Consider the following 21,235-nt stretch of genomic DNA (forward strand, 5'->3'; position numbering starts at 1 on the left):
CGGACCCGGGAGGGCTGCCGGGCCGCGCCGCGAAGGTCAGCCTTCGAGCGAGGTCATGACGTGCTTGATCCGGGTGTAGTCCTCGAAGCCGTATCCCGAGAGGTCCTTGCCGTAGCCGGACTTCTTGAACCCGCCGTGCGGCATCTCGGCGACCAGTGCCATGTGGCTGTTGACCCACACGCAGCCGAAGTCGAGGTTCTTCGACATCCGCATCGCGCGGGCGTGGTCCTTGGTCCACACCGAGGAGGCGAGCGCGTACTCGACGCCGTTGGCGAACTCCAGGGCCTGGGCCTCGTCGGTGAAGGACTGCACGGTGATGACCGGGCCGAAGACCTCGTTCTGGACGATCTCGTCGTCCTGGCGAAGACCGGAGACGACGGTCGGCGCCCAGAAGTAGCCCGTGTCACCGACCCGGTGGCCGCCCGCCTCGACCGTGGCGTGCGCCGGGAGACGGTCGATGAACCCGCTGACCTGGGCGAGCTGGCCGGCGTTGTTGAGGGGGCCGTACAGCACGTCCTCGTCGTCCGGCAGGCCCGTCTTCGTGCCCTTGGCCGCTGCCGCCAGGGCCGCCACGAACGTGTCGTGCACGGATTCGTGGACGAGCACCCGGGTGGCCGCCGTACAGTCCTGGCCGGCGTTGAAGAAGCCGCCCACGATCAGGTCCTCGACGGCCTTCTCCAGGTCCGCGTCCTCGAAGACGACTGCGGGAGCCTTGCCGCCGAGCTCCAGGTGGACGCGCTTGACGTCCTTGGCCGCCGAAGCGGCGACCTGCATGCCCGCCCGGACGGAACCGGTGATCGAGGCCATCGCGGGCGTCGGGTGCTCCACCATCATGCGGCCGGTCTCCCGGTCGCCGCAGACGACGTTGAAAACACCGAGCGGCAGGTCCATCCCGGCCAGCACGCCGCCGATGATCTCGGCGATCAGCGCGGTCGAAGCGGGGGTGGTGTCGGAGGGCTTGATCACGACGGCGTTGCCCGCGGCGAGCGCCGGGGCGAACTTCCAGACCGCCATCAGCAGCGGGTAGTTCCAGGGGGCGACCTGGGCGCAGACGCCGACCGGCTCGCGCCGGATGAGGGAGGTCATGCCCTCCATGTACTCGCCGGCCGAGCGGCCCTCCAGCATCCGCGCGGCGCCCGCGAAGAAGCGGACCTGGTCGATGGCGGGGTCGAGTTCCTCGCTCCGCGTCAGGTGGAGCGGCTTGCCGGTGTCGCGGCTCTCGGCGGCGACGAGCTCGTCGGCCCGCGCCTCCATCGCGTCGGCGATCTTGAGCAGCGCGCGCTGACGCACGGCGGGGGTGGTGTCGCGCCACACCGGGAATGCCGCGGCGGCCGCCGCCATGGCGGCGTCGACGTCCGCCTGGCCGGAGAGGGGCGAGGTCGCGTAGACGTCACCGGTGGTGGGGTCCACCACGTCGAGGGTGCGACCGTCGGCGGCGTCCACGGATACGCCGTCGATGTAGTTGCGGAACGTGGTGCTCATGGAACGGTTCTCCTGGTCAGACGGTGGTGCGGGCGGACAGGTGCTCGTGGACGGCGGGCCAGCCGCCGTCGGCCGCGCGGGCGAAGACGATGGTCTCGCGCTCCAGCAGCGTCTCCTCGCCCGAGGAGGTGGCGACGCGGGTCTCCACGTCGTGGCTGAAGACCGCGGTGTCCCCGAAGTACTGGATCAGCTGCTCGGTGGAGGTGCAGGCCAGTACGCGGAAGTCGTCCTCGTCCACCCAGCGCTGCCACAGGGCACGGTACTCGGCGGTGGAGGCCAGCCGCTGCGGGGTGGTGTGGAAGACGAAGGTCGCGTCCGGGGCGAAGGCGCCGAAGTAGTCGTCGAGACGGCCCTGCGCGAAGGCCGCGACGAGTGCGTCGGCGGCGGCAGCCACGTCCTCGTGTCCGGAGGTGTCGCTCATGTCGGTTCCTTGTCGTGGGGGGCCTGAGGGCTGGGGCGTGGGGGCTGTACGGGGCCTGCGGGGTCAGCCCGCGGCGGTCGCGATCGCCACCGGTTCCCCGGCCGGACCCGTGATGGGTGTGACCTCGGTGTCGGCGGCCCGGACGAAGCGGGGACCTGCCGGGCCGTAGACCGCGCGGGGCTCGGGGAAGGCCGTGAGCAGCACGAGGTAGATCACCGCGGCAAGGGCGAGGCCGACCGGCAGGGAGATGTCCGTGCCGTTGGCGAGGTCTCCCAGCGGGCCGACGAACTGGCCGGGCAGGTTGGTGAAGAGGAGGGCGACGACGGCGGAGACCAGCCAGGAGGCCATGCCGCGCCAGTTCCAGCCGTGGGCGAACCAGTACCGGCCGCCGCGCTGGCGGCGGTTGAAGACCTGGAGCGCGTCGGGGTCGTACCAGCCGCGCCGGGTGACGTAGCCCAGCGCCATGACGACCATCCACGGGGCGGTGCAGGTGATGATCAGCGTCGCGAAGGTGGAGATGGACTGGGCGAGGTTCAGCGCGAAGCGGCCGACGAAGATGAAGGCGATGGAGAGCGCGCCGATGAAGAAGGTGGCCTGCACGCGGCTGAAGCGCGGGAAGACGCTGGAGAAGTCGAGCCCGGTGCCGTAGAGCGAGGTGGTGCCGGTGGAGAGGCCGCCGATGAGGGCGATCAGGCAGAGCGGCAGGAAGTACCAGCCCGGCGAGATGGCGAGCAGTCCGCCGACGTAGTTGGGGGCGGCCGGGTCGACGTACTTCGCGGCCTTGGAGGCGATGATCGACGCGGTGGCGAGGCCGAAGAGGAACGGCAGCAGGGTGGCGATCTGCGCGAGGAACGCGGCGCCCATCACCCGGCGGCGGGGCGCGCCGGCCGGGATGTAGCGGGACCAGTCGCCGAGGAAGGCGCCGAAGGAGACCGGGTTGGAGAGCACGATCAGTGCCGCGCCGATGAACGACGGCCAGAACAGCGGGTCGGCGGTCGAGGCGAAGGAGCCCGCGTAGCCGGGGTCGAAGTCGCCCCAGAAGGCGAAGGCGCCGAGCACGAAGAGCGCGGAGGCGGCCATCACGGCGATCTTGTTGACCAGCAGCATGAAGCGGAAGCCGTAGACGCAGACGACCAGGACGAGCCCGGCGAAGATCGCGTAGGCGATGCCGTACGACACGTCGGACTCGGGGACGTCGACGAGCCGGTGCGCTCCGCCGACGAGGGCGTCACCGGACGACCAGACCGAGATCGAGAAGAAGGCGACGGCGGTCAGCAGCGAGAGGAAGGAGCCGACGACGCGTCCGTGCACGCCCAGGTGGGCGGAGGAGGAGACGGCGTTGTTGGTTCCGTTGGCCGGGCCGAAGAGCGCCATCGGTGCCAGCAGCAGCGCCCCGGCGACCAGACCGAGGACGGTGGCGGCGAGGCCCTGCCAGAAGGAGAGCCCGAAAAGGATGGGGAAGGCTCCGAGGACGCACGTCGCGAACGTGTTGGCGCCGCCGAAGGCGAGGCGGAACAGATCGATCGGGCGGGCCGTGCGGTCCCCGTCCGGGATCCGCTCGACCCCATAGGTCTCGATTTCGGTGATCGAGCTGGTCACGGGCGTGTCACCTTCCGTTCTTGTCGTGCAGCAGTGACGAGCCCACAGTCTGGCCCCCCGGGTGATCGGCGACAATTGTGTCAGTCACAGAGCGATAGGCTCCCTTCTGTGGCCAGCGACAAACTCACCGTGGAAGATCTCCTCTCATTCCCCGCACTCCAGCTCTCCGTGAAAGCGGGCAGCGCGGGGCTGGGGCGCTCCGTCTCCTGGGCGCACGCCAGCGAGTTGGACGATCCGACGCCCTGGCTGCTGGGGGCCGAGCTGATCATGACGGCGGGGCTGGCGGTCCCGGCCACGGCCGCCGCACAGCGCGCCTACCTCGAACGTCTGGACGACGCCGGTGTCTCCGGCCTCGCGCTCTCCGCGCAGCTGCACATGCCCGTCCTGCACGACGACTTCTTCCGGGCGGCCGAGGAACGGGGCTTCCCGGTGCTGGAAGTACCGCTCTCGGTGCCCTTCATCGCCGTCGCGCAGGAGGTCGCCGCGGCGGTGCAGGAAGACGCCCGGCACCGCCTCGGCGCCCAGCTCCAGGTCTTCGGCTCGCTGCGCTGGCTGGTCGCGGAGGACCTCGACACCCCTACCCTGCTCCGCCGGCTCGAACGCCTCTCCGGGTACGACGTGTACCTCTGCACACCGCAGGGCCGTCCCCTGCTTCCCGGCGTCCCGGTGCCGGACCCGTCGGTGCTGCCGGACTCCGTGGACGCACCGCCGACCGTGCCGGGCGGCTTCGTGCTGCCCGTACCCGCGCCCGGCGGTCCGGCCGGGTTCCTCGTCGCGTACGAGCGCGAGGGCGCCCGGCCCGCCGGGCTCGCGGTGGCCCAGCACATCGCCACCGTGGCCGCGCTGCGGCTCGCGATGGTGCGCAACGAGCGCGAGACGCTCCGCCGGCAGGGTGCGGAGACCCTCGCCGAGCTGCTGCAGGAGGTACTCGACCCGGAGGCGGCCCGCCGCCGGCTCGCCCGGCACGCGATCGAGGGGGACACCGTCCTGATGGTGGTGCGCCACACCACCGACGAGGCGCTCCTGCACGTCCTCGCGGACCAGCCGCATCTGCTGCTCACCCGGGGCGATGACCGCTACGTGCTCGGCGCGCCGGAACTCGCGGAGGCGGTGGGCACCCTGCCGATGGCGGCGACCGGGATGAGCCGCCCCTTCCGGCCGGGCGCGGCACTGAAGGTGGCGCAGCGGGAGGCGGTCTGGGCCGCCTCGAAGGCGGCCGAGTCGGGGCGGCCGGTGGTCCGCTACGGCGACGACCTGACGGGCCGGTGGCTGCCGGACGACCCGGCGGTACTGTCCGCGCTGGTCGAGAACGTACTCGGTGAGGTGCTCAGGTACGACGCCGCCCACGACTCCCAGCTGCTCGTCTCGGTCCGTACGTGGATGGAGCGGGACCGGCGGACCGAGGCCGCCGCCGCCGCGCTGCACATCCACCCCAACACCCTGGCGTACCGGCTCCGCCGCTTCGGGACGCTGGCGGATCGCGACCTGGCGTCCACCGGCGCCCTGTCGGAGGTCTGGCTGGCGATCCAGGCCGCCGGCACGCTGGGGCTCGCCGACCGGACCGTGTGAGCGCACCGGCCGAACGGGCCCGTACGACCGGTGGCACGGCGGCGGCACATGTGTGGACCGGGTGGTTCGCCGGACGCCGGAGGGTCGGACACCGCACAATCCGCAGAAGCACCGTCCGTTCGCGGAGCACCGTCCGTTCACGGAGCACCGTCGGCCCCGCGAAGCACTTCCGCAAGCCCGTCCTCGCCGTCAGGAGTCGTCGTGCGCATGCTCATCAACGTCCCCGAGACCGTGGTCGCCGACGCACTGCGCGGCATCGCCGCCGCCCATCCCGAGCTGAACGTCGACGTCGCCGGCAGGCTGATCGTGCGCCGGGACGCCCCCGTCGCGGGAAAGGTGGCACTGGTGTCCGGCGGCGGGTCGGGGCACGAACCGCTGCACGCGGGGTTCGTCGGCCCGGGGATGCTGTCGGCCGCGTGCGCCGGGGAGGTCTTCACCTCGCCGGTGCCCGATCAGATGGTACGGGCCGCGGCGGCCGTGGACAGCGGCGCCGGAGTCCTCTTCGTCGTCAAGAACTACACCGGGGACGTGCTGAACTTCGAGATGGCCGCCGAGCTCGCCGAGGAGGAGGGCATCCGGGTCGAACAGGTGCTGGTGGACGACGACGTGGCGGTCGCGGACAGCACGTTCACGGCCGGACGGCGGGGCACCGGCGCGGCCCTCTTCGTCGAGAAGATCGCCGGGGCTCTGGCCGACGAGCGGGCTCCACTGGAGCGGGTGGCGGAGGTGGCCCGCAGGGTCAACGCGAACTGCCGCAGTTTCGGCGTCGCGCTGAGCGCCGTCACCACCCCGGCCAAGGGCTCCCCGACCTTCGATCTCCCGCACGGTGAGCTGGAGTTGGGCATCGGCATCCACGGTGAGCCGGGCCGCGAGCGGCGGCCGATGATGACGTCCGGGGAGATCGCCGACTTCGCGGTGCACGCGGTGCTGGAGGATCTGCGTCCCACCGGGCCGGTGCTCGCCCTGGTCAACGGCATGGGCGCGACACCCCTGTTGGAGCTGTACGGCTTCAACGCGGAGGTACACCGGGTACTTTCCGAGCGCCGGGTACCGGTGGCCCGTACGCTCGTGGGGAATTACGTGACCTCGCTGGACATGGCCGGCTGCTCGGTGACGCTCTGCCGCGTCGACGAGGAACTGCTGCGGCTCTGGGACGCTCCGGTGCGTACGGCCGCGCTCCGCTGGGGCCGCTGAGCGCGGGAGCCCGTACACCGCCGGGGCGCCCACCGACCGCACCGACGGGCGCCCCGGGCGCCCCGCACTCCGGACAGGAGACCCTGTGCTCGACGCCGATTTCTTCCACCGCTGGCTGGCCGCGACCGCGACCGCCGTCGACCGTGAGGCCGACCGGCTCACGGAACTGGACTCCGCGATCGGGGACGCCGACCACGGCAGCAATCTGCGGCGCGGCTTCGCCGCGGTGACCGCCGCTCTGGACGAGGAGGGTCCCTCCACCCCGGGGGAAGTACTGGGCCTGGCCGGTCGGACGCTGATCTCGACCGTGGGGGGAGCCTCCGGCCCGCTCTACGGAACGCTGCTGCGGCGCACGGCCAAGGCGCTCGGCACGGGAACCGAGGTGAGCGCGGATCAGCTGCGGCTCGCGTTGGCGGACGGCGTCGACGCGGTCGGCCGGCTCGGTGGGGCGCGGCCCGGTGACCAGACGATGATCGACGCCTTGGTGCCCGCCGTCGCGGCCCTGGAGGAGTCGTTCGCGGCAGCGGCCGGGGCCGCGCTGGCGGGGGCCGAGGGGACGGTGCCGATGCGGGCCCGCAAGGGCAGGGCGAGCTATCTCGGTGAACGCAGCATCGGCCATCAGGACCCCGGGGCCGCCTCGGCGGCGCTGCTGATGGCCGCGCTCGCCGAAACGGCGGCGACGGACGGCGGTGCCCGGTGAGCGGGGCGGGGCAGGTCGGCATCGTGCTGGTCTCGCACAGCGGGCCGGTGGCCGAGTCCGTGGCCGCCCTGGCGCGCGGCCTCGCCGCGGGAGGCGCCACGGCCCCCGTCGTCGCCGCCGGGGGTATGCCGGACGGCGGGCTCGGCACCAGCTCCGGGCTGATCGCCCGCGCGGCGCGGTCGGTAGACGCCGGCGCGGGGGTGGCGGTGCTCGTGGATCTCGGCGGCGCCCTGCTCACCGTCAAGGCGATGCTCGCCGACGGCGACGAACTCCCGCACGGCACGGAGCTGTTGGATGCGCCGTTCGTGGAGGGTGCGGTCGCCGCCGTCGTCACGGCCTCCGCCGGGGGCGACCTGGCGGCAGTTCGGGCGGCGGCTGCCGAGGCGTACGAGTACCGCAAGGTCTGAACGGCGGCCAACGCGGTACGACTGCCGCAAAGGTCGACCGGCAGGTGCGGGGAAGGCCCCGCACCCGCCGGTCCCCCGGGTCAAGCCGCCGGCCGCCCGGCCTCCTCCGCGGCGATCGTGACGCGGGCGCTGCGGGTGACGCCGTTCACGGTCACCGCGAGGGTGACGGTGCCCGGCCGCAGGGCGGTCAGCGTGCCGGTGGCGGGGTCGAGGAAGGCGACGGGTCTGCCACGCGCTCCTGCGGTGTCCCCGATCCGCAGGTTCGGCGACCCCGTCCAGTCGGCGCTGACCGGGAAGGCGACCGGTACCTGGCGCGTGCCCTGGGTGATCCGCGCGGACACCTCGGCCCGGTCCCCCGGAGCGAGCGCGGCGGGGGCGTCGAGGGTGAGGTCGTCGACGTGGGCCCGGGTCTGTACGGAGATCCAGTCGGGCCCGCCCGACCAGGGACGCTGCCGGGCGGTCGCCCGCTCGGCGGGGGTGACCCGGTCCGTGCCGACCAGGCTCCAGCCGGTGAACCCGCCCTCGCCCACCGGGCCGGAGGGGGTCTTGCCCGAGTTGCCGTTGACGAGGTAGGGCACGCCGTCGACGTGCGAGGCGTCGAACACCCCGACGTGCCCGCCGATGAAGGCGGCCCCCTTGCCGGTCGTACGGCGGAACCCGGCGAGCCACTCCTCCACGAGGGCCGCCTCCTTGCGGTCGCCCAGCTGACTGGCTTTCTGAACGGTGGGGTCGCGCGGAGGTACGTGCTCGATCAGCACGACGGAACCGATGGCCGGGTCGTTGGCCGCCGCGTCCAGCTGTTCGCGGAACTCGCGGATCTGGGCGTACCCGCCGCCCCGCAGGCTCAGGCTGGAGGTGTCGAGGGTGATGAAGCGGGTGCCGGCGTGGTCGAACGTGCGGTGGGCCGGGCCGAACCGGTCGGTGAAGGCGCCGATCGAGCCGCCCATCACCTCGTGGTTGCCCGGTACGTAGGTCCAGGGCAGGTCGTCGCCGAGTTCCTCGTCCAGGACCTGGCGGGCGAAGTCGAGGTCGGCGGGCGCCCCCTCGTCCACCAGGTCACCGTCGATGACGAGGAAGTCCGGGTGCGCGGCCTTGATCTCGCGCAGGGTGCGCCGGGCCTGGGCGACGATCGCGCTGCCGGGGTCACGGGCGACGAACTGCGCGTCGGACATCACCGCGAACCGGGATGCGCGGCCCTCGGTGCCGGCCGCCGTGTCGATCAGCGGGTCGGCCGTCGGCTCCTGGGCGGGCAGGTCGGCGGCCGGTACGACCTGGGCGACGAGGTCGTCGATGACGATCCCGCCGGTGTACTGCGCAATGGCGGCGGTCTCGGCCAGGTAGAACCGGTACACGGAGAGCGGCGCCGGGGCTCCGGCGGGCACCGCGAAGGTGACCTGCCGCCAGCCGGTCCAGGTGACGTACGGGCCGCGGAGCAGTTGGTCCGATCCCGCGGCGTCCTTGAGGTGGAGCGTGGGCCAGGCGCCCTTGCCGTCCCCGTTGATCCAGAGGGTGAAGGACTGCGGACGGCCCGGGACCGCTACCGGCTGCGGCGGGGCGGCGTAGGCGGCGCGGGTCGCGGTGGACCGGGTGAAGTCGTAGGTGAGCTTCAGCCCGGTGCCGGTGTGGCCGTCCTCGGTCGCGGCCAGTGAGCCCTCGGCGCGGGCCTGGCTGAACTTCCAGCCGGCCGCGTCCTCGAAGCCGGACACCGCCTGGTCGGCGAGGCCGACCGTGACGGCCAGCGCGGTGGTGGTGCCGTGGACCGAGGCGGTGACGAGGCCCGCCGCGCCCTGGCCGGCGCGGGCGGTGACGGTGAAGGAGCCCCGCCCGTCGTCCCGGACGTCGAAGAGGGCGTGGTCGTACCCGAGGGTCACGTCACGGGGTTCGACCGGGGCGCTGTCGCCATGGGCGTCGGAGCCGACGATGCCGAAGGTGCCGGTGGCGCCTTCGCCCGTGAGACCGAGGCGCTCGGTGGTGGGGCTCACGCGCTCCAGTGCGTCGAGCACGGTGAGCCGGACCGAGCCCCGGGCCTTCCCGCGCTCGGCGACGACCTCGGCCGTGCCGCCGTGCCGGGCGGTGAACAGGCCGCGCGCGTCGACGGTCCCGACGCCGGGGGCGGTGGTGCGCCAGTGCGGGGCGCCTGCCGCCGGGCCGTACGTCTCGTCGTACCCGGCGGCGGTCAGGGCCCGGGTGAGGCCGGGGAAGACCCGGTCGGGGTGCCCGCCGGCGACGGGGTCGTCCCCCGGCGCGGCGGCCGGGGACGTGCGGGTCCGAACCCAGTAGCCGTCGAGGGCGCCGCTGCCGTCCGGCACGGTGAGGGCGAGGCCGTTGGGTACGGTGCGTTCGCTGCCGTCGGAGGGGCTGTTCTCCACCTGGAGGGTGTCGCTGCCGGGTTCGCGCGCGACCAGGGTGGAGGAGCCGCCGCCGTCCAGGTTGAGCGCGCTGAAGGCACCGGCCTCGCGCATCATCCGGCCGAGTTCGGTGAGGGTCACCCCGCCGCTGTCGGCCTGCCTGCCGTCCACGGTCAGCACGTGCATGGTCCGGCCGTCCCGGGAGAACCCGACCGCGGTACGGGGCGCCGCGGTGTTGTTGCTCTCGCCGTCGTGGTTCTGCTCGACGCCGTCCACCACGAGCGGTTCGCGCCCGCCGACCGCGGTGCGCGGCAGCGGCCCGTCGTCGCCGGTGCGCGCCCGGTACGTCAGCCCGACCGGGTCGCCCGGCCGCAGCGCCGTCAGGAGTTCCGCCCCCGCCTCACGCCCGACCAGGACGGTGGTGTCCTCGGGGACGGGCCCGCTGCCGGGTGCCGACGACACGGAGACCACCCGGCCGTCCCGTACGAGGGCCTCGGCGACCGGCCGAGCCGCGTCCACGGTCAGCGCGCGGTCCGCGTCGCCCCAGGCGGAGGTGTACGCGCCCACCGAGCCGGCGGGGACGTTGGCGGCGTTATAGGCGCCGAGTGGACGGTCGCCGGAGGGCAGGGTGAGGGTGCCCTCGAAGTACAGGTCCAGGATTCGCCCGGCGTTCTCCGCGCCGATGGAGACCGCGCGGGAGGAGCCCGCGGCCGGCGAATGGTCGAGGACGCCGTCCCGGACACCGGGTCCCTGGGGTGCGCCGGTCTCGTTGATGTCGAAGAAGTCGGCGTTGACGGCGGCGACGGTGCGGCGGCCCGCTCCGGCGTCGTGGCCGGCGGCCAGCTCGGAGACCGTACGCCGGTCGCTGACCTTCCCGGTGGAAAGGTAGTCGGCGCGGACGTTCTCGCGCAGGTCCACGGTGAGCGCGTCGACGCGGAGCCACTTGTCGGCTTCGAGCCGGTCGTACGAAGTGAGGCCGACGCCGGGTGCGACGGGCCGGGTGGTGCGGGCGGTCTCGATGCCGTGGTCGTCGATGACGGGGTCGGCGGAGCGCCCGGCGCCTGCCGGTGCGCTCGCCCCCGGCGGGGCCACCGGTTTCAGTGCCTCGGCCGCGTTGCGCGGGTGGGGATCGGGGGTCGTGTCGGCGGCGGCGGGGGAAACGGCCCCCACCACGACACCGCAGACGGTGGCGAACAGCACGAACGCCCGCGCGGAGCGGACGGCGGTCCCTGGACGTCGACGCACAAGTCCTCCTGCTGAAAGGCGGGCTGGACGGTTCATCAGCGCCTGGGCGGGTCGCGGACGTCGCGCCGTCCGTCCGGAGGGCGGGCGGGACTTCCGGAACACGCTCTGGTGGCGGACAGCATGCCGGGGGCGCCCGGGCGGCGCCAGGGGGCGGGAGTGACGGCGGGGACAACAGCGTACGACCGGGGCACGTCGGCGCCGGGTTCGCGACGCGGCGCCGGCGCCCGCGTCCCACGGACCGCGCGACCGGCCGATTCCGGGACGCCCGGTATGCCCGAACCGGTGGCGACGGAAGCGCGGTGTACGGAGAATTGACGACATGTCGATGAGCAAGCGCAGTGCGGGGGTCCTTCTCTACCGGACCGGGACCGGGACGGACGAGAGAGGTGTGGAGGTGCTGCTCGGGCACATGGGAGGCCCGTTCTGGGCCGGGCGGGAGGACGCCGCGTGGTCGATCCCCAAGGGGGAGTACGAGCCGGGCGAGGCGGCGGAGACGGCGGCCCGCCGGGAGTTCGAGGAGGAGGTCGGACTGCCGGTACCGGACGGCTTCTGGGTGCCGCTCGGCCAGTCCCGCCAGGCGAGCGGCAAGACGGTGGTCATCTGGGCGGTGGAGGGCGAGGTGGACACGGCCGAGGCGGTGTACGGCACCTTCGCCATGGAGTGGCCGAGGGGCTCCGGGGTGGTCCAGGAGTTCCCCGAGATCGACCGGGTCGCCTGGTGCACCCCGGAGCAGGCGGCGTCCCGTCTGGTGACCGGTCAGCGGGTCTTCGTGGAAAGGCTGCTGGCGCACCTGGGGCGGTAGGCGGTGTCCGGCACGGCTCGGGCGGGTCCCGGCCGCCGCCCGGTCAGGCCCCGATGGGACGTCCGTCGCACAGTTCCAGCACGTCCCCGGTGAACCGGCGGCGAAAAGCCCGGTCGTGGGAGACCACCACGACCGCTCCCTCGTACTCGGCGAGCGCGGCCTCCAACTCCTCGACCAGGTCGAGGGCGATGTGGTTGGTCGGTTCGTCCAGGACGAGAACGTCGGCGGGCCGGGTCACCAATCGGGCGAGGGCGAGTCTGCGCTGCTGGCCTACGGAGAGGTCGCACACCGCGACGCCGAGATCCTCGGCGCGGAACAGTCCGAGGGCGAGCAGGTCCGCCGCGTACGCCTCGGGCGCGCCGGGCCGGCCCGCCGCGTAGGTGGCGAGGAGCGAGCGGCGGGTCAGCCTGGCCGGCAGGTCCTGGGGGAGGTATCCGACGCGTCCGCGCCGGGCGACCGTCCCGGAGTCGGGGGCGAGGTCACCCGCGAGCACCCTGAGCAGGGTGGTCTTGCCCGCCCCGTTCGGGCCGGCGACCAGGAGACGCTGCCCGGGCAGCACGTCGAGCGCGGGCAGACGCAGCCGCTCCCCCACCGAGACGGACTCCAGCGCGAGGACGGGTGCCGGGGCGCCGATGGCGGCGGTGGCGGCCGTCGCGGCCGTCGCGGCCGTCGCGGCCGTCGCGAGAGAAAGCCCCACGGTGAATCGCAGGGGCTCCGGCGGCGGCGGTACGGGGGCGGCGAGCAGCGCGTCCCGGCGCGTGCGCGCGGCCCTGACCCGGCCGGAGAGTTTGGTGTCGTGCGAGCGGCGGTGCTTGCCGAAGCCCTCACCCGGGTCCTTGCCCGTGGACCCGAGCCGTCGGCCGGCGGTTTCCACCAGCTCTTCGGTCCTGGCGAGATCGGTGAGCCACTGCTGGTGCTCCTGCGCCCATCGGCGCCGCCCTGCGGCCTTCGCCGTCCGGTAGCCCTCCCAGCCGTCGCCGTGACGGGTGACGCCGCGCCGATCACGGTCCACCTCCAGGATGACCGTGGTGGTGGCCTCCAGGAACGCACGGTCGTGGGTGACCACGACGAGGGTGCCCCGGTGGGCGCGCAGGTGGTCCTCCAGCCAGCGCACGGCGGGCACGTCGAGGTGGTTGGTCGGCTCGTCGAGCAGGAGTGACTCAGGTGCGGCGGCCAGCACACAGGCGAGCGCCAGTCGGGACTGTTCGCCGCCGGAGAGGGTGACCAGGGGACGGTCACGGGTGAGGTGCGCGAGTCCGAGGCCGTGCAGCGCCGCGTCGGTGCGGGCGTCGGCTTCGTACCCGCCGCGGTCCTGATAGGTCGTCAGCAGGTCCCCGTAGGCGTCGAGGTCCGCCGCCCCCGGGGCGGGTCCGGACAGCCGGGCCTCGGCTTCGCGCATCCTGTGCTCCAGGTCGCGGAGTTCGGCGAGGGCTGTGTCGACGGCGTCCTGCACGGTCTGGTGCGGGGCGAGGCCGAGGGTCTGGGCGAGGTGACCGACACCGTCGGGAAACCGGGTGACGACCTCTCCGGTGTCCGGGGCCTCGGCGCCGGACATGAGCCGGAGCAGGGTCGATTTGCCGGAGCCGTTCTCGCCGATCACGGCGACGTGTTCGCCGGGCCCGACGGTGAGGGTGACGCCCGCCAGGACGGCCCGGTCGCCGTAGGCCAGCGTGACGTCCCGGAGGGTGATCTGTGAGCGGTCGCGCGATGCGGGCATGGGTGTGTTCCTGGTGCGTTCGCTGAGGGGCCCGGGTGCGCGCCTCGTGGACGGGCTTGCGTCGGGCATGGATTCCGGCCGGCGGGAGGTGACCGGGCAGCGCGCTCGGCGCGGGGCCGCGGCGGTCCTCGCCGGTGCCGGATCAGCGGAAGTAGTGGTACGAACCCATGGTGCGAGTGTAGGGGGAACCGAGCGGATGTCCCACCGAATATGGCGTCCCGCCTCGTTCAGCCGCGCCCCGGGTCCGTGGCCGGCAGGCGGATGACGGCCCGGCCGCCGTCCAGGTCCACGGTGGACCGGTGCGGCGGGGCGCCGTCCTCCTCGTCGTCGCGCAGCAGCAGGGCGCCGGCGCGTTCCTTGAGTTCGCTCTGTTTGCCGGGCGAGAAGGTGGCGTGCAGCTGCTCGAACCCGGTCGCGGAGACCTGTCCCTGCCGGGCACTGTTCCGCCAGGGCAGCACACCGGCGCGCGAGAAGCGCAGCATCAGCTGGTCGACGAAGGCGAGCACGGTCAGACCGACCACGAGGGTGGGGAGCGTGAGCAGCGCGGCGAATCCCATGGCCTCAGCATGACGGGGGTGTGGGGCCGGAGCGCGCGGGATGTGCCGCCGGCCCTGGCTGCGGGCGTGTTTACGGTGTTCCGTGAACGTTGACGATCTTGAGTGGCAGTACCGTCACCTCGGCGGAGTCTTCCCACGGACGGTGGAGTCCCTTCTTGCGAACGGACACCTGGATCTGGTGGTGCGAGCCGCCCGTGAACGCGGGGACTGGTTCTGTGCCCGTGCGGCGGCGCGCGAGTTGTGTGCGACGGAGGACTTCGAGCGGGCCTGGGGCGTGATGAAGCCGTTCACCGAGAGCGGCTGGCCGCCCGCGCTCTCGGCGGGCGCCGACATCCTGCTCCGATGGGGGCGGGTCGAGGAAGCACTGGCGCGGGTGCTCCCGGACGGAGCCGCACAGGACGTGCCCGGGGCGTGTCAGGTCTACGCCGAGGTGCTGGTCGCGGCGGGGCGGGTGGACGAGGCGATCACCGTGCTGGAACCTCACCTGGCAGAGGGACGACTGCTGTCGTCGCTGGTGAGGATGACCGAAGGGCAGGGGCGGGACGACCGGATCCTGCGCCTGCTCACCACGCTCGTGGACAAGGCCGGGCAGGACCGGGCCGTAGGCATGTCGGACCCGCTGTGGGCAGTACCGCTGTTGCGGGCCCAGGTTCTGGAGAGGTCGGGGCGGGTGGACGAGGCGGTCCGTGTCCTTGGCGCCGCCATGGCCGGAGACCGGGTCGGCTGCGGGAATACGGCGGAGGGCCTCGCGGAACTCCTCGCCCGGCACGGACGGATCGAGGATCTGCGTCAGTCGGTCGCGGCCGGGCATGGCCGCTGGGCCTGTCAGCCTTTGGTGACGGCCCTGGAAGGCAGCGGAAGGGCTGACGAAGCCGAGGCGATGCTGCGTGAGTGGATCGGGGCCGGGGGCGCCGAGTACCCGGGTGGGCTTCAGTCACTCCTCATGGAGCTGCTGGCCCGGCAGGGCAGGACCGATGACGCCGTGGAATCGGTGCGGTCCACGTTCGAGGACGTGTGGGAGGGGCTGCTGCAACCGGCGGCACTCATGCTCGCCGAGCACGGGCTCCACGATCGGGCACTGGAGCTCCTGGAGGAACGCACTCCGGAGTTCCTCGCGGAGAGCGCGCACTGGGTTCCGTCCACCAGGTGGTGGCTGATGGGAGAGTCGGGGCGCTGTGCCGAGGCCATCGCCGAGGTCGAGGCGGCGTCCGGGCTGGAGCCCGGTGAGCGGGACACCACCGTCGCCCAGCTGCTGGTCCGGGACGGCCGCGCGGACGAGGCGATCGCGCTCCTCGGAACATCCACCAGAAGTTTCGACATCGCTTCCCTCGCCGACCTGCTGATCGAACAGCACCGCCCCGCCGAGGCCCTCGCGGCCATCCCCGGCGTCGCCGCCCAGCGAAGGGAGGAGGACAGCCGTTGGCGTGCCTTCCGGCGTGAGGCGGATCCTGGCGAGCGCGCCGCCGGGCTTTCCCCGTAGAGGCACGCCGCAGCCGGACGGGCGCCGCACGACGAGCCGGGGTGGGCCCGGAGGCGGTCTCGGCGCTGTGTTCCGTGTTCCGGCGGCTGCTTCGGGGACACCGTCGCCCTGCCTGCCGGCGAAGGTCCGCTTCGCGTCCCGGACACGCCGACGCGGGCCGTCGCCGTGGTTCGGCGGCCCGCGTCGGGTTGCTCCGTACTCGTACGAGCCTCGTACGAGCGACGAAGGGACCGGGTCCCGCCCGTCCCGGGGGGAGGGCGGGCGGGACCCGGGGTGTGTGTCAGCCGTTGGGCAGGATGACCGCCCGGCCGTTGATCTTGCCGTCGTGCAGGCGCTCGTAGGCGAGCGGCGCCTCGTCGATGGAGAACGTCTCGACGTGGACGTCGACGGCGCCCGCGTGGGCCAGCTCGATGACCTCGGCGAGTTCCTTGCGGGAGCCCCAGTACGGCGCGGTGACCGAGGTGGCGAACGGCAGCACCCCGAAGCCGACGGGCAGGAGACCGCCGCCGATGCCGACGATGGTGACGTCGCTGTCGACCGAGGCGACCGCTCCGGCGGTCTTCACGGTGGCGTCGACGCCGACGAAGTCCAGCACGACCTTGGCGCCGGTCCCGCCGGTGAGCTCGCGCACCTTGGCGGCGGCGTTCTCGTCGGACAGGACGGTTTCGTGTGCGCCGACCTTGCGGGCCAGCTCCAGCTTCTCCTCGGTGACGTCGAGGGCGACAACCTTGACGGCGGTCATGGCGCGCAGCAGCTGGATGGCCACGTGGCCGAGGCCGCCGGTGCCGATGACGACGGCCGTGGCGCCGGGCACCAGCTTGGGCAGCGAGCGCTTGATCGCGTGGTACGGCGTGAGTCCGGCGTCGGTCAGCGACACGGTCTTGACCGGGTCGAGGTCGCCGATCTGGACCAGGTGTCGGGCGTTGTCGACGATCATGTACTCGGCCATGGCGCCGGGGTTTCCGAGCCCGGGCGGCATGATGCCGAGCTCGTCGGCGCGCAGGCAGTAGTTCTCCCGGCCCTCGGCGCAGTTCACGCAGGTGCCGCAGCCCCAGGGGCCGTAGACGGCGACGTTGTCGCCGACGGCGACGCCCTCGGCGCCGTCGCCCAGCTCGACCACGGTGCCGACGCCCTCGTGGCCGAGGGTGAGCGGCAGCGGGTAGGTGAGCTGCTCGGCGGACCAGCTCATCACGGCGATGTCGGAGTGGCAGACACCGGCCGCGGTGACCTTCAGCAGGATCTGCCCCGGTCCGGGGACGGGCTTCGGAATCTCTACGACCTCGGGTGCCGCGCCGACGGTGCGGTACTGAACTGCCTTCATGGTTCTCCCTCTGTTCTGTACCGGGCCCGCCGCCGGCCCGGCCGGGTCTCGGCCGGTCTCCCGGTGGCGTGCCTCTTTGGATCTGCTCCCCCGTCGCCCCGGGGTCTCCGGGGCAGGGCGGTCAGGAGGCGGAGTAGCCGCCGTCGACCAGGTGGTAGCTGCCGTGGACGAAGGAGGCGCGGTCGGAGAGCAGGAACGCGGCGAGCTCGGCGACCTCCTCCGAGGTGCCCAGACGTCCCGCGGGGTGCAGCGAGATCAGGTGGTCGCGCGCGGGGCCGTCGGTGTTGCGCAGCAGCGGGGTGTCGATGAAGCCCGGACCCACGGCGTTGACGCGGATGTTCTGCGCCGCGTACTCCAGGGCCGCCGTCTTGGTCAGGCCGACGACGCCGTGCTTGGCGGCGACGTAGGCCGGGGACTGGGCGAAGCCGTTGGTGCCGAGGATGGAGGAGATGTTGACGATGGCACCGCCGCCGACCTTGAGGAGCTCGGGGATCTCGTAGCGCATCGAGTGGAAGACGCCGCTGAGGTTGGTGGCGACGACGCGGTTCCAGTCCTCGACGGCGTACTCGCCGGTGGGAGCGGCGGGGCCGCCGATGCCGGCATTGTTCACCGCGAGGTGCAGGGCACCGAAGGTGTCGACGGCGAACCGGACGCCCGCTTCGACGGAGGCGGGGTCGGTGACGTCCAGGCGGACGGCGGCGGCGCGGGCGCCGGTGGCGGTCAGCTCCGCGACGGCCTTGCGGGCGCTCTCCTCGTCGTAGTCGGCGACGACGACCGCCGCGCCGCCGGCTGCGAGGCGCTGCGACAGGGCCAGACCGATGCCGGAGGCACCGCCGGTGACCAGGGCGACCTTGCCGGTGAACTCGGTCGCGTAGGAGGTGGAGAGGTCAGTGCTCATGACGTGGTGCTTCTTTCTGTGGTGCTGCGGTGCGCCGGCCCTTGTGGGGCCGGGGTCAGAAGGTCCGAGGAGAGGGCGTCGAACGCCTGGACCACGAGTTCGGGCAGGGCGTCCGGCAGACCGGTGCGGACCCAGGCCGCCTGTGCGGCGAGCAGGGCTCCCGCTCCCGCCGCGACCGTGACCGCGGGACGGAGGTCCTCGCGGCGGTCCACGCCGAGCCGGTCCGCGAGGATGAGGACCGATACCTCCTGGGCGTCCACCCGGATGTGGTGGTACGCCGCGTAGAGGGTCGGCTCCTCCTCGGCCAGGACCAGCAGCTCGAAGATCCTGGGGCGCAGGTGCCAGGGCCCGGCGGCGGTGTCGTCGAGCCAGTCGAGTACGGCCCGCCGGTAGGCGGTGAGCGGGGGCTCGGTGGCGGGCCGGGCGCGCAGGGCTTCGTTGATGCGGTCGCCGTCGCCGCGCACGGCGTCGAGGACAGCGTCCTCCTTGCTCCTGAAGTACCGGCTGAAGGTGCGCCGGTCGACGTCGGCCGCTTCCGCGATCTCCTCGACCGTCACCTGGCGCAGACCCCGGTCGAGCACCAGCTCGAACGCGGCTCGGGCCAGCGTGTCCCGGGTCCGGCGGGCCTTGCGGCTCCGCCTCTCCGGTTCCCTCTGCTCCGTGCTCATGTCTGCACCGTACACCCAAAAATGTCGCAGCGGGACACTTGTCTCGTTGGGACTTTCCAAGGAGGCCCGTGAGGCGTGAACCCGGTCGCCGGACGTCGGGTGTCGACCCGGACCCACAAAGAGGCCGGACCGCGGGACCACGGGGACGGGACCACAGGGGAGGTTGTCGGATAATCAGCCTCATGACACGCACCACCCTCGCCCTGACCGACCGGCTGCCCACGGCGGACGAACACCGCAGGATCGCGGAAGCGGTGGGCTGGTCCCACGCCTTCGCCTGGGAGTTCCTGCCCGCCTCCCTCGCCGGTTCCACGGCCGGCGCCGTCGCGCTGGACGGGGAGGAGGTGATCGGCATGGGGCGCCTGGTGGGCGACGGCGTCTCCTACTTCTACGTGCAGGACCTGGCCGTGCTCCCCTCCCATCAGGGCCGGGGGATCGGAACACTGCTGCTGCGCCGGCTCCTGGACCACGTGCGGACCACCGCCCCGGCCACCGCCTTCGTCGGGCTCTTCTCCACCGGCGAGGGTGCGGCGCTCTACGCGCGTGAGGGGTTCACGCCCGGCGACATGACCGGCATGTTCCGCCTGGTCCACCCGACTCCCTGAGGGCACGCACGAAGAGAAAAAAGGGGGGACCGGCGAACCGGCCACCCCCCTCACGAGGAACACACGAGGAACACGATCAGGCGTTGACCACCGGGGAGGGCAGGATCGCGGGGGTGATCGCGCCCCGGAACACGGTGGTGCGGCGGAGACGGAAGCCGAGGGACTCGTAGAGCCGGATCGCTCCGGTGTTCTCGGCCGCGGCGTGCAGGAACGGGATGTCGCCGCGCGCGGTGATCTCGTGGGCGACCGCCAGGACCAGCCTGCTCGCGAGGCCCTGCCCCCGTACGGACGCGTCGGTGCAGACCGCGCTGATCTCGCTCCACCCGGCCGGGCGCACCCGCTCCCCCGCCATCGCGACCAGCACCCCGTCGCGCCGCACGCCCAGATACGTACCCAGCTCCACGGTGCGCGGCAGGAAGGGCCCCGGGCGGGTGCGTTCGACCAGCTCCAGCATCTCCGGCACGTCCTCGGCGCCGAGCCGCACCGCCTCGGGGTACGGCTCCGGGCGCAGCCCCTCGCCGGACAGCTGCACACCGTCGATCTCGAATTCGATCTCCCAGTCCCCGGGCGGCGCTTGCCGGACGCCCATGAGCGTGACCGGGGCGCCGGGGCCCGCGAGCGCTGCGGCATCCGCCCAGTCCCGCGCGTCGGGCTCCTGGGGCAGCGCGAACCAGGGCGCCACGTCGACGGGGAAGCGCGCGACGCGTCCGCGGCGTTCGGCGAAGTGCGCCTGGTTGCCGGTCAGCGCGGAGAGGGACGGGTTGTCCAGGGGGTGGAGGGGATGACCGGAACTCTCCCGCCCGGGGGCGGGTGCACCCACCGTGCCGCCCCCCCTGTTCGCGGGGGCTCCGCGGTGATCGGTGACATAGACCTCGGACATGCTTTCCTCGCTCCGGTGTTCCTCGGTGGGCGCGGCGCCGGACCGTGGCGCCACATCTGGCGAAAAGCGCGCGCGGCGATCCGGATATTCCCCGTTCCGAGGGTGGGCGGCGTCACGAAGCTCCGGCGGTGGGCGGCGTCACGGACGGAGGAAGCGTGGCCGGTCCGTCTCCCCGCGACACCCGCCTGTGGCACTCTGGTGACGACCGCCCCACCGGGCTCCCCCGTACCGGTGGGGCGGTTCTGTACGCCGGAGGGCCCGCGGCCCCTCCGGTGACGGCGGGCCCGCGCTGGCACCGTCGCTTCCCGGCCAATTCCGAACTCCTGCCTTGATCCCTTTCGCTGACGGCGCATGAGGCCCGTGGCCCGGGGAAGGTGCCAGTACCTGAGGGCACTCGACCAGGGGAGCGTGACGGGATGACCGCACACACGGCACGGATCACCGGCGTGGAGAGGGCGGAGGTGACGGACGGGCTCCCGTGGATCGAGGACGCCGGGAAGGTCGCCCCTCAGGACGCGCGCCAGCTCTCGCGCGTCTTCTTCGACCGCCTCCAGGAGCTGGAGGAGGGCACCCACGCGTACCAGTACGCGCGGAACACGCTGATCGAGATGAACCTCTCTCTCGTCCGCTTCGCCGCCGGCCGGTTCCGCAACCGGGGCAGCGGGGACATGGAGGACATCGTCCAGGTCGGCACCATCGGGCTGATCAAGGCCATCGACCGGTTCGACCTCTCGCGCGAAGTGGAGTTCACCTCCTTCGCCGTGCCGTACATCGTCGGCGAGATCAAACGTTTCTTCCGCGACACCAGTTGGGCCGTCCACGTACCCCGACGGCTCCAGGAGCTGCGGGTGGACCTCGCCAAGGCCAAGGATCTCCTCGCCGTCGAGCTGGACCGCGACCCGACGGTCCAGGAGCTCGCCGACCATCTGGAGCTGACCCCCGAGGAGGTCACGGAGGGCATCGTCGCCTCGAACGGCTACACCGCGGGTTCGCTCGACATGCCCACCGACAGCGGCGAGTCGGGCCGCCCGCACACGAACGGCCGGACTTTCGCCGACGTGCTCGGCGAACCGGATTCCGCCATGGAGGGTGTGGAAAACCTCCAGGCGCTCGCCCCGCTCATGGACCGACTGGACGCGCGGGAACGCCGGATCATCGACATGCGCTTCGGCCAGGAGCTGACGCAGGCCCAGATCGGCGCCGAACTGGGCATCTCCCAGATGCACGTGTCCCGGCTGCTCAGCCGCATGCTGCGCAAGCTGCGCGACGGAATGCTGACCGAGGAGTGACCCGGCGGGGCGGGCACCGTCCGGGAGCGGAGCGCGAGGGGCGTGGCCTTCCA

Annotated in this window: 18 protein-coding genes; 8 read left to right on the plus strand and 10 right to left on the minus strand. The window is 72.9% G+C overall.

Going from position 1 to position 21,235, the window contains the following annotated elements:
* Window positions 1-36: 36 nt before the first annotated feature.
* The 3 genes from ACWD3D_RS16215 to ACWD3D_RS16225 form a co-directional block, all read right to left on the minus strand.
* Window positions 37-1,482 carry a gamma-aminobutyraldehyde dehydrogenase gene (locus tag ACWD3D_RS16215; protein WP_451461499.1) on the minus strand — a complete coding sequence of 482 codons (1,446 nt, stop codon included), beginning with the start codon at window positions 1,480-1,482 and terminating at the stop codon, window positions 37-39.
* A gap of 16 nt (window positions 1,483-1,498) precedes the next feature.
* A complete protein-coding gene (locus ACWD3D_RS16220; RefSeq protein WP_451461500.1) occupies window positions 1,499-1,903 on the minus strand; it encodes a YybH family protein in 405 nt (134 codons plus the stop codon).
* A gap of 63 nt (window positions 1,904-1,966) precedes the next feature.
* The gene (locus ACWD3D_RS16225; RefSeq protein ID WP_451461501.1) at window positions 1,967-3,502 is read right to left on the minus strand and encodes a purine-cytosine permease family protein; all 1,536 of its coding nucleotides are present in this window, start codon (window positions 3,500-3,502) and stop codon (window positions 1,967-1,969) included.
* A 108-nt stretch (window positions 3,503-3,610) separates the two neighbouring features.
* On the opposite strand from ACWD3D_RS16225, the gene ACWD3D_RS16230 reads away from it, so the two are divergent.
* The 4 genes from ACWD3D_RS16230 (at window position 3,611) to ACWD3D_RS16245 (ending at window position 7,372) form a co-directional block, all read left to right on the plus strand.
* Window positions 3,611-5,071, plus strand: coding sequence for a PucR family transcriptional regulator (locus tag ACWD3D_RS16230; protein ID WP_451461502.1), 1,461 nt, complete (start codon window positions 3,611-3,613; stop codon window positions 5,069-5,071).
* Between the two features lie 201 nt (window positions 5,072-5,272).
* Complete coding sequence (dhaK, locus tag ACWD3D_RS16235; RefSeq protein ID WP_451461503.1) at window positions 5,273-6,265, plus strand: dihydroxyacetone kinase subunit DhaK; 993 nt, start codon at window positions 5,273-5,275, stop codon at window positions 6,263-6,265.
* A gap of 85 nt (window positions 6,266-6,350) precedes the next feature.
* Window positions 6,351-6,965, plus strand: coding sequence for a dihydroxyacetone kinase subunit DhaL (gene dhaL / locus ACWD3D_RS16240; protein WP_451461504.1), 615 nt, complete (start codon window positions 6,351-6,353; stop codon window positions 6,963-6,965).
* Complete coding sequence (locus ACWD3D_RS16245; protein ID WP_451461505.1) at window positions 6,962-7,372, plus strand: PTS-dependent dihydroxyacetone kinase phosphotransferase subunit DhaM; 411 nt, start codon at window positions 6,962-6,964, stop codon at window positions 7,370-7,372. Before dhaL ends, ACWD3D_RS16245 begins: the two co-directional genes overlap by 4 nt.
* A gap of 80 nt (window positions 7,373-7,452) precedes the next feature.
* Here the strand turns inward: ACWD3D_RS16245 and ACWD3D_RS16250 are convergent, their stop codons facing one another.
* Window positions 7,453-10,965 (minus strand): phosphodiester glycosidase family protein, encoded by a 3,513-nt coding sequence (locus ACWD3D_RS16250; RefSeq protein WP_451461506.1) that lies wholly within the window; start codon window positions 10,963-10,965, stop codon window positions 7,453-7,455.
* A 319-nt stretch (window positions 10,966-11,284) separates the two neighbouring features.
* Between ACWD3D_RS16250 and ACWD3D_RS16255 the strand changes: the two genes are divergently transcribed.
* Window positions 11,285-11,767, plus strand: a complete 483-nt coding sequence (locus ACWD3D_RS16255; protein WP_451461507.1) for an NUDIX domain-containing protein — start codon at window positions 11,285-11,287, stop codon at window positions 11,765-11,767.
* A gap of 43 nt (window positions 11,768-11,810) precedes the next feature.
* Here ACWD3D_RS16255 and ACWD3D_RS16260 read toward each other — a convergent pair whose 3' ends face one another.
* Together ACWD3D_RS16260 and ACWD3D_RS16265 are read right to left on the minus strand one after the other, a co-directional pair.
* Window positions 11,811-13,484: an ABC-F family ATP-binding cassette domain-containing protein gene (locus ACWD3D_RS16260; protein WP_451461508.1), complete on the minus strand. Its 1,674-nt coding sequence runs from the start codon at window positions 13,482-13,484 to the stop codon at window positions 11,811-11,813.
* Window positions 13,485-13,711: 227 nt separating this feature from the next.
* On the minus strand, window positions 13,712-14,041 hold the full coding sequence (locus tag ACWD3D_RS16265) for a DUF6191 domain-containing protein (protein WP_451461509.1): 330 nt from the start codon (window positions 14,039-14,041) through the stop codon (window positions 13,712-13,714).
* 82 nt (window positions 14,042-14,123) lie between these two features.
* On the opposite strand from ACWD3D_RS16265, the gene ACWD3D_RS16270 reads away from it, so the two are divergent.
* Entirely contained in the window at window positions 14,124-15,521 is a 1,398-nt protein-coding gene (locus ACWD3D_RS16270; RefSeq protein WP_451461510.1) for a tetratricopeptide repeat protein, read from the plus strand.
* Between the two features lie 280 nt (window positions 15,522-15,801).
* Here the strand turns inward: ACWD3D_RS16270 and ACWD3D_RS16275 are convergent, their stop codons facing one another.
* The 3 genes from ACWD3D_RS16275 to ACWD3D_RS16285 form a co-directional block, all read right to left on the minus strand.
* Window positions 15,802-16,842 (minus strand): NAD(P)-dependent alcohol dehydrogenase, encoded by a 1,041-nt coding sequence (locus ACWD3D_RS16275; RefSeq protein WP_451461511.1) that lies wholly within the window; start codon window positions 16,840-16,842, stop codon window positions 15,802-15,804.
* A gap of 121 nt (window positions 16,843-16,963) precedes the next feature.
* Entirely contained in the window at window positions 16,964-17,740 is a 777-nt protein-coding gene (locus ACWD3D_RS16280) for an SDR family NAD(P)-dependent oxidoreductase (protein ID WP_451461512.1), read from the minus strand.
* Window positions 17,737-18,408: a TetR family transcriptional regulator gene (locus ACWD3D_RS16285; RefSeq protein ID WP_451461513.1), complete on the minus strand. Its 672-nt coding sequence runs from the start codon at window positions 18,406-18,408 to the stop codon at window positions 17,737-17,739. Before ACWD3D_RS16285 ends, ACWD3D_RS16280 begins: the two co-directional genes overlap by 4 nt.
* 182 nt (window positions 18,409-18,590) lie before the next feature.
* Between ACWD3D_RS16285 and ACWD3D_RS16290 the strand changes: the two genes are divergently transcribed.
* Entirely contained in the window at window positions 18,591-19,013 is a 423-nt protein-coding gene (locus ACWD3D_RS16290; protein ID WP_451461514.1) for a GNAT family N-acetyltransferase, read from the plus strand.
* A gap of 76 nt (window positions 19,014-19,089) precedes the next feature.
* Here the strand turns inward: ACWD3D_RS16290 and ACWD3D_RS16295 are convergent, their stop codons facing one another.
* Window positions 19,090-19,893 carry a GNAT family N-acetyltransferase gene (locus ACWD3D_RS16295; protein WP_451461515.1) on the minus strand — a complete coding sequence of 268 codons (804 nt, stop codon included), beginning with the start codon at window positions 19,891-19,893 and terminating at the stop codon, window positions 19,090-19,092.
* A gap of 416 nt (window positions 19,894-20,309) precedes the next feature.
* Here ACWD3D_RS16295 and ACWD3D_RS16300 point away from each other — a divergent pair, with 416 nt between their 5' ends.
* Window positions 20,310-21,182, plus strand: coding sequence for an RNA polymerase sigma factor SigF (locus ACWD3D_RS16300; RefSeq protein ID WP_451461516.1), 873 nt, complete (start codon window positions 20,310-20,312; stop codon window positions 21,180-21,182).
* Window positions 21,183-21,235: the final 53 nt, after the last annotated feature.

This window comes from Streptomyces sp. NPDC002690 (assembly GCF_053592415.1).

What these genes read in the sequence shown, in the direction of transcription:
- ACWD3D_RS16215 (WP_451461499.1), bottom strand. Translation starts at nt 1,482, where the DNA reads ATGAGCACCACGTTCCGCAACTACATCGACGGCGTATCCGTGGACGCC.
- ACWD3D_RS16220 (WP_451461500.1), bottom strand. Translation starts at nt 1,903, where the DNA reads ATGAGCGACACCTCCGGACACGAGGACGTGGCTGCCGCCGCCGACGCA.
- ACWD3D_RS16255 (WP_451461507.1), top strand. Translation starts at nt 11,285, where the DNA reads ATGTCGATGAGCAAGCGCAGTGCGGGGGTCCTTCTCTACCGGACCGGG.
- ACWD3D_RS16260 (WP_451461508.1), bottom strand. Translation starts at nt 13,484, where the DNA reads ATGCCCGCATCGCGCGACCGCTCACAGATCACCCTCCGGGACGTCACG.
- ACWD3D_RS16265 (WP_451461509.1), bottom strand. Translation starts at nt 14,041, where the DNA reads ATGGGATTCGCCGCGCTGCTCACGCTCCCCACCCTCGTGGTCGGTCTG.
- ACWD3D_RS16275 (WP_451461511.1), bottom strand. Translation starts at nt 16,842, where the DNA reads ATGAAGGCAGTTCAGTACCGCACCGTCGGCGCGGCACCCGAGGTCGTA.
- ACWD3D_RS16280 (WP_451461512.1), bottom strand. Translation starts at nt 17,740, where the DNA reads ATGAGCACTGACCTCTCCACCTCCTACGCGACCGAGTTCACCGGCAAG.
- ACWD3D_RS16285 (WP_451461513.1), bottom strand. Translation starts at nt 18,408, where the DNA reads ATGAGCACGGAGCAGAGGGAACCGGAGAGGCGGAGCCGCAAGGCCCGC.
- ACWD3D_RS16290 (WP_451461514.1), top strand. Translation starts at nt 18,591, where the DNA reads ATGACACGCACCACCCTCGCCCTGACCGACCGGCTGCCCACGGCGGAC.
- ACWD3D_RS16295 (WP_451461515.1), bottom strand. Translation starts at nt 19,893, where the DNA reads ATGTCCGAGGTCTATGTCACCGATCACCGCGGAGCCCCCGCGAACAGG.
- ACWD3D_RS16300 (WP_451461516.1), top strand. Translation starts at nt 20,310, where the DNA reads ATGACCGCACACACGGCACGGATCACCGGCGTGGAGAGGGCGGAGGTG.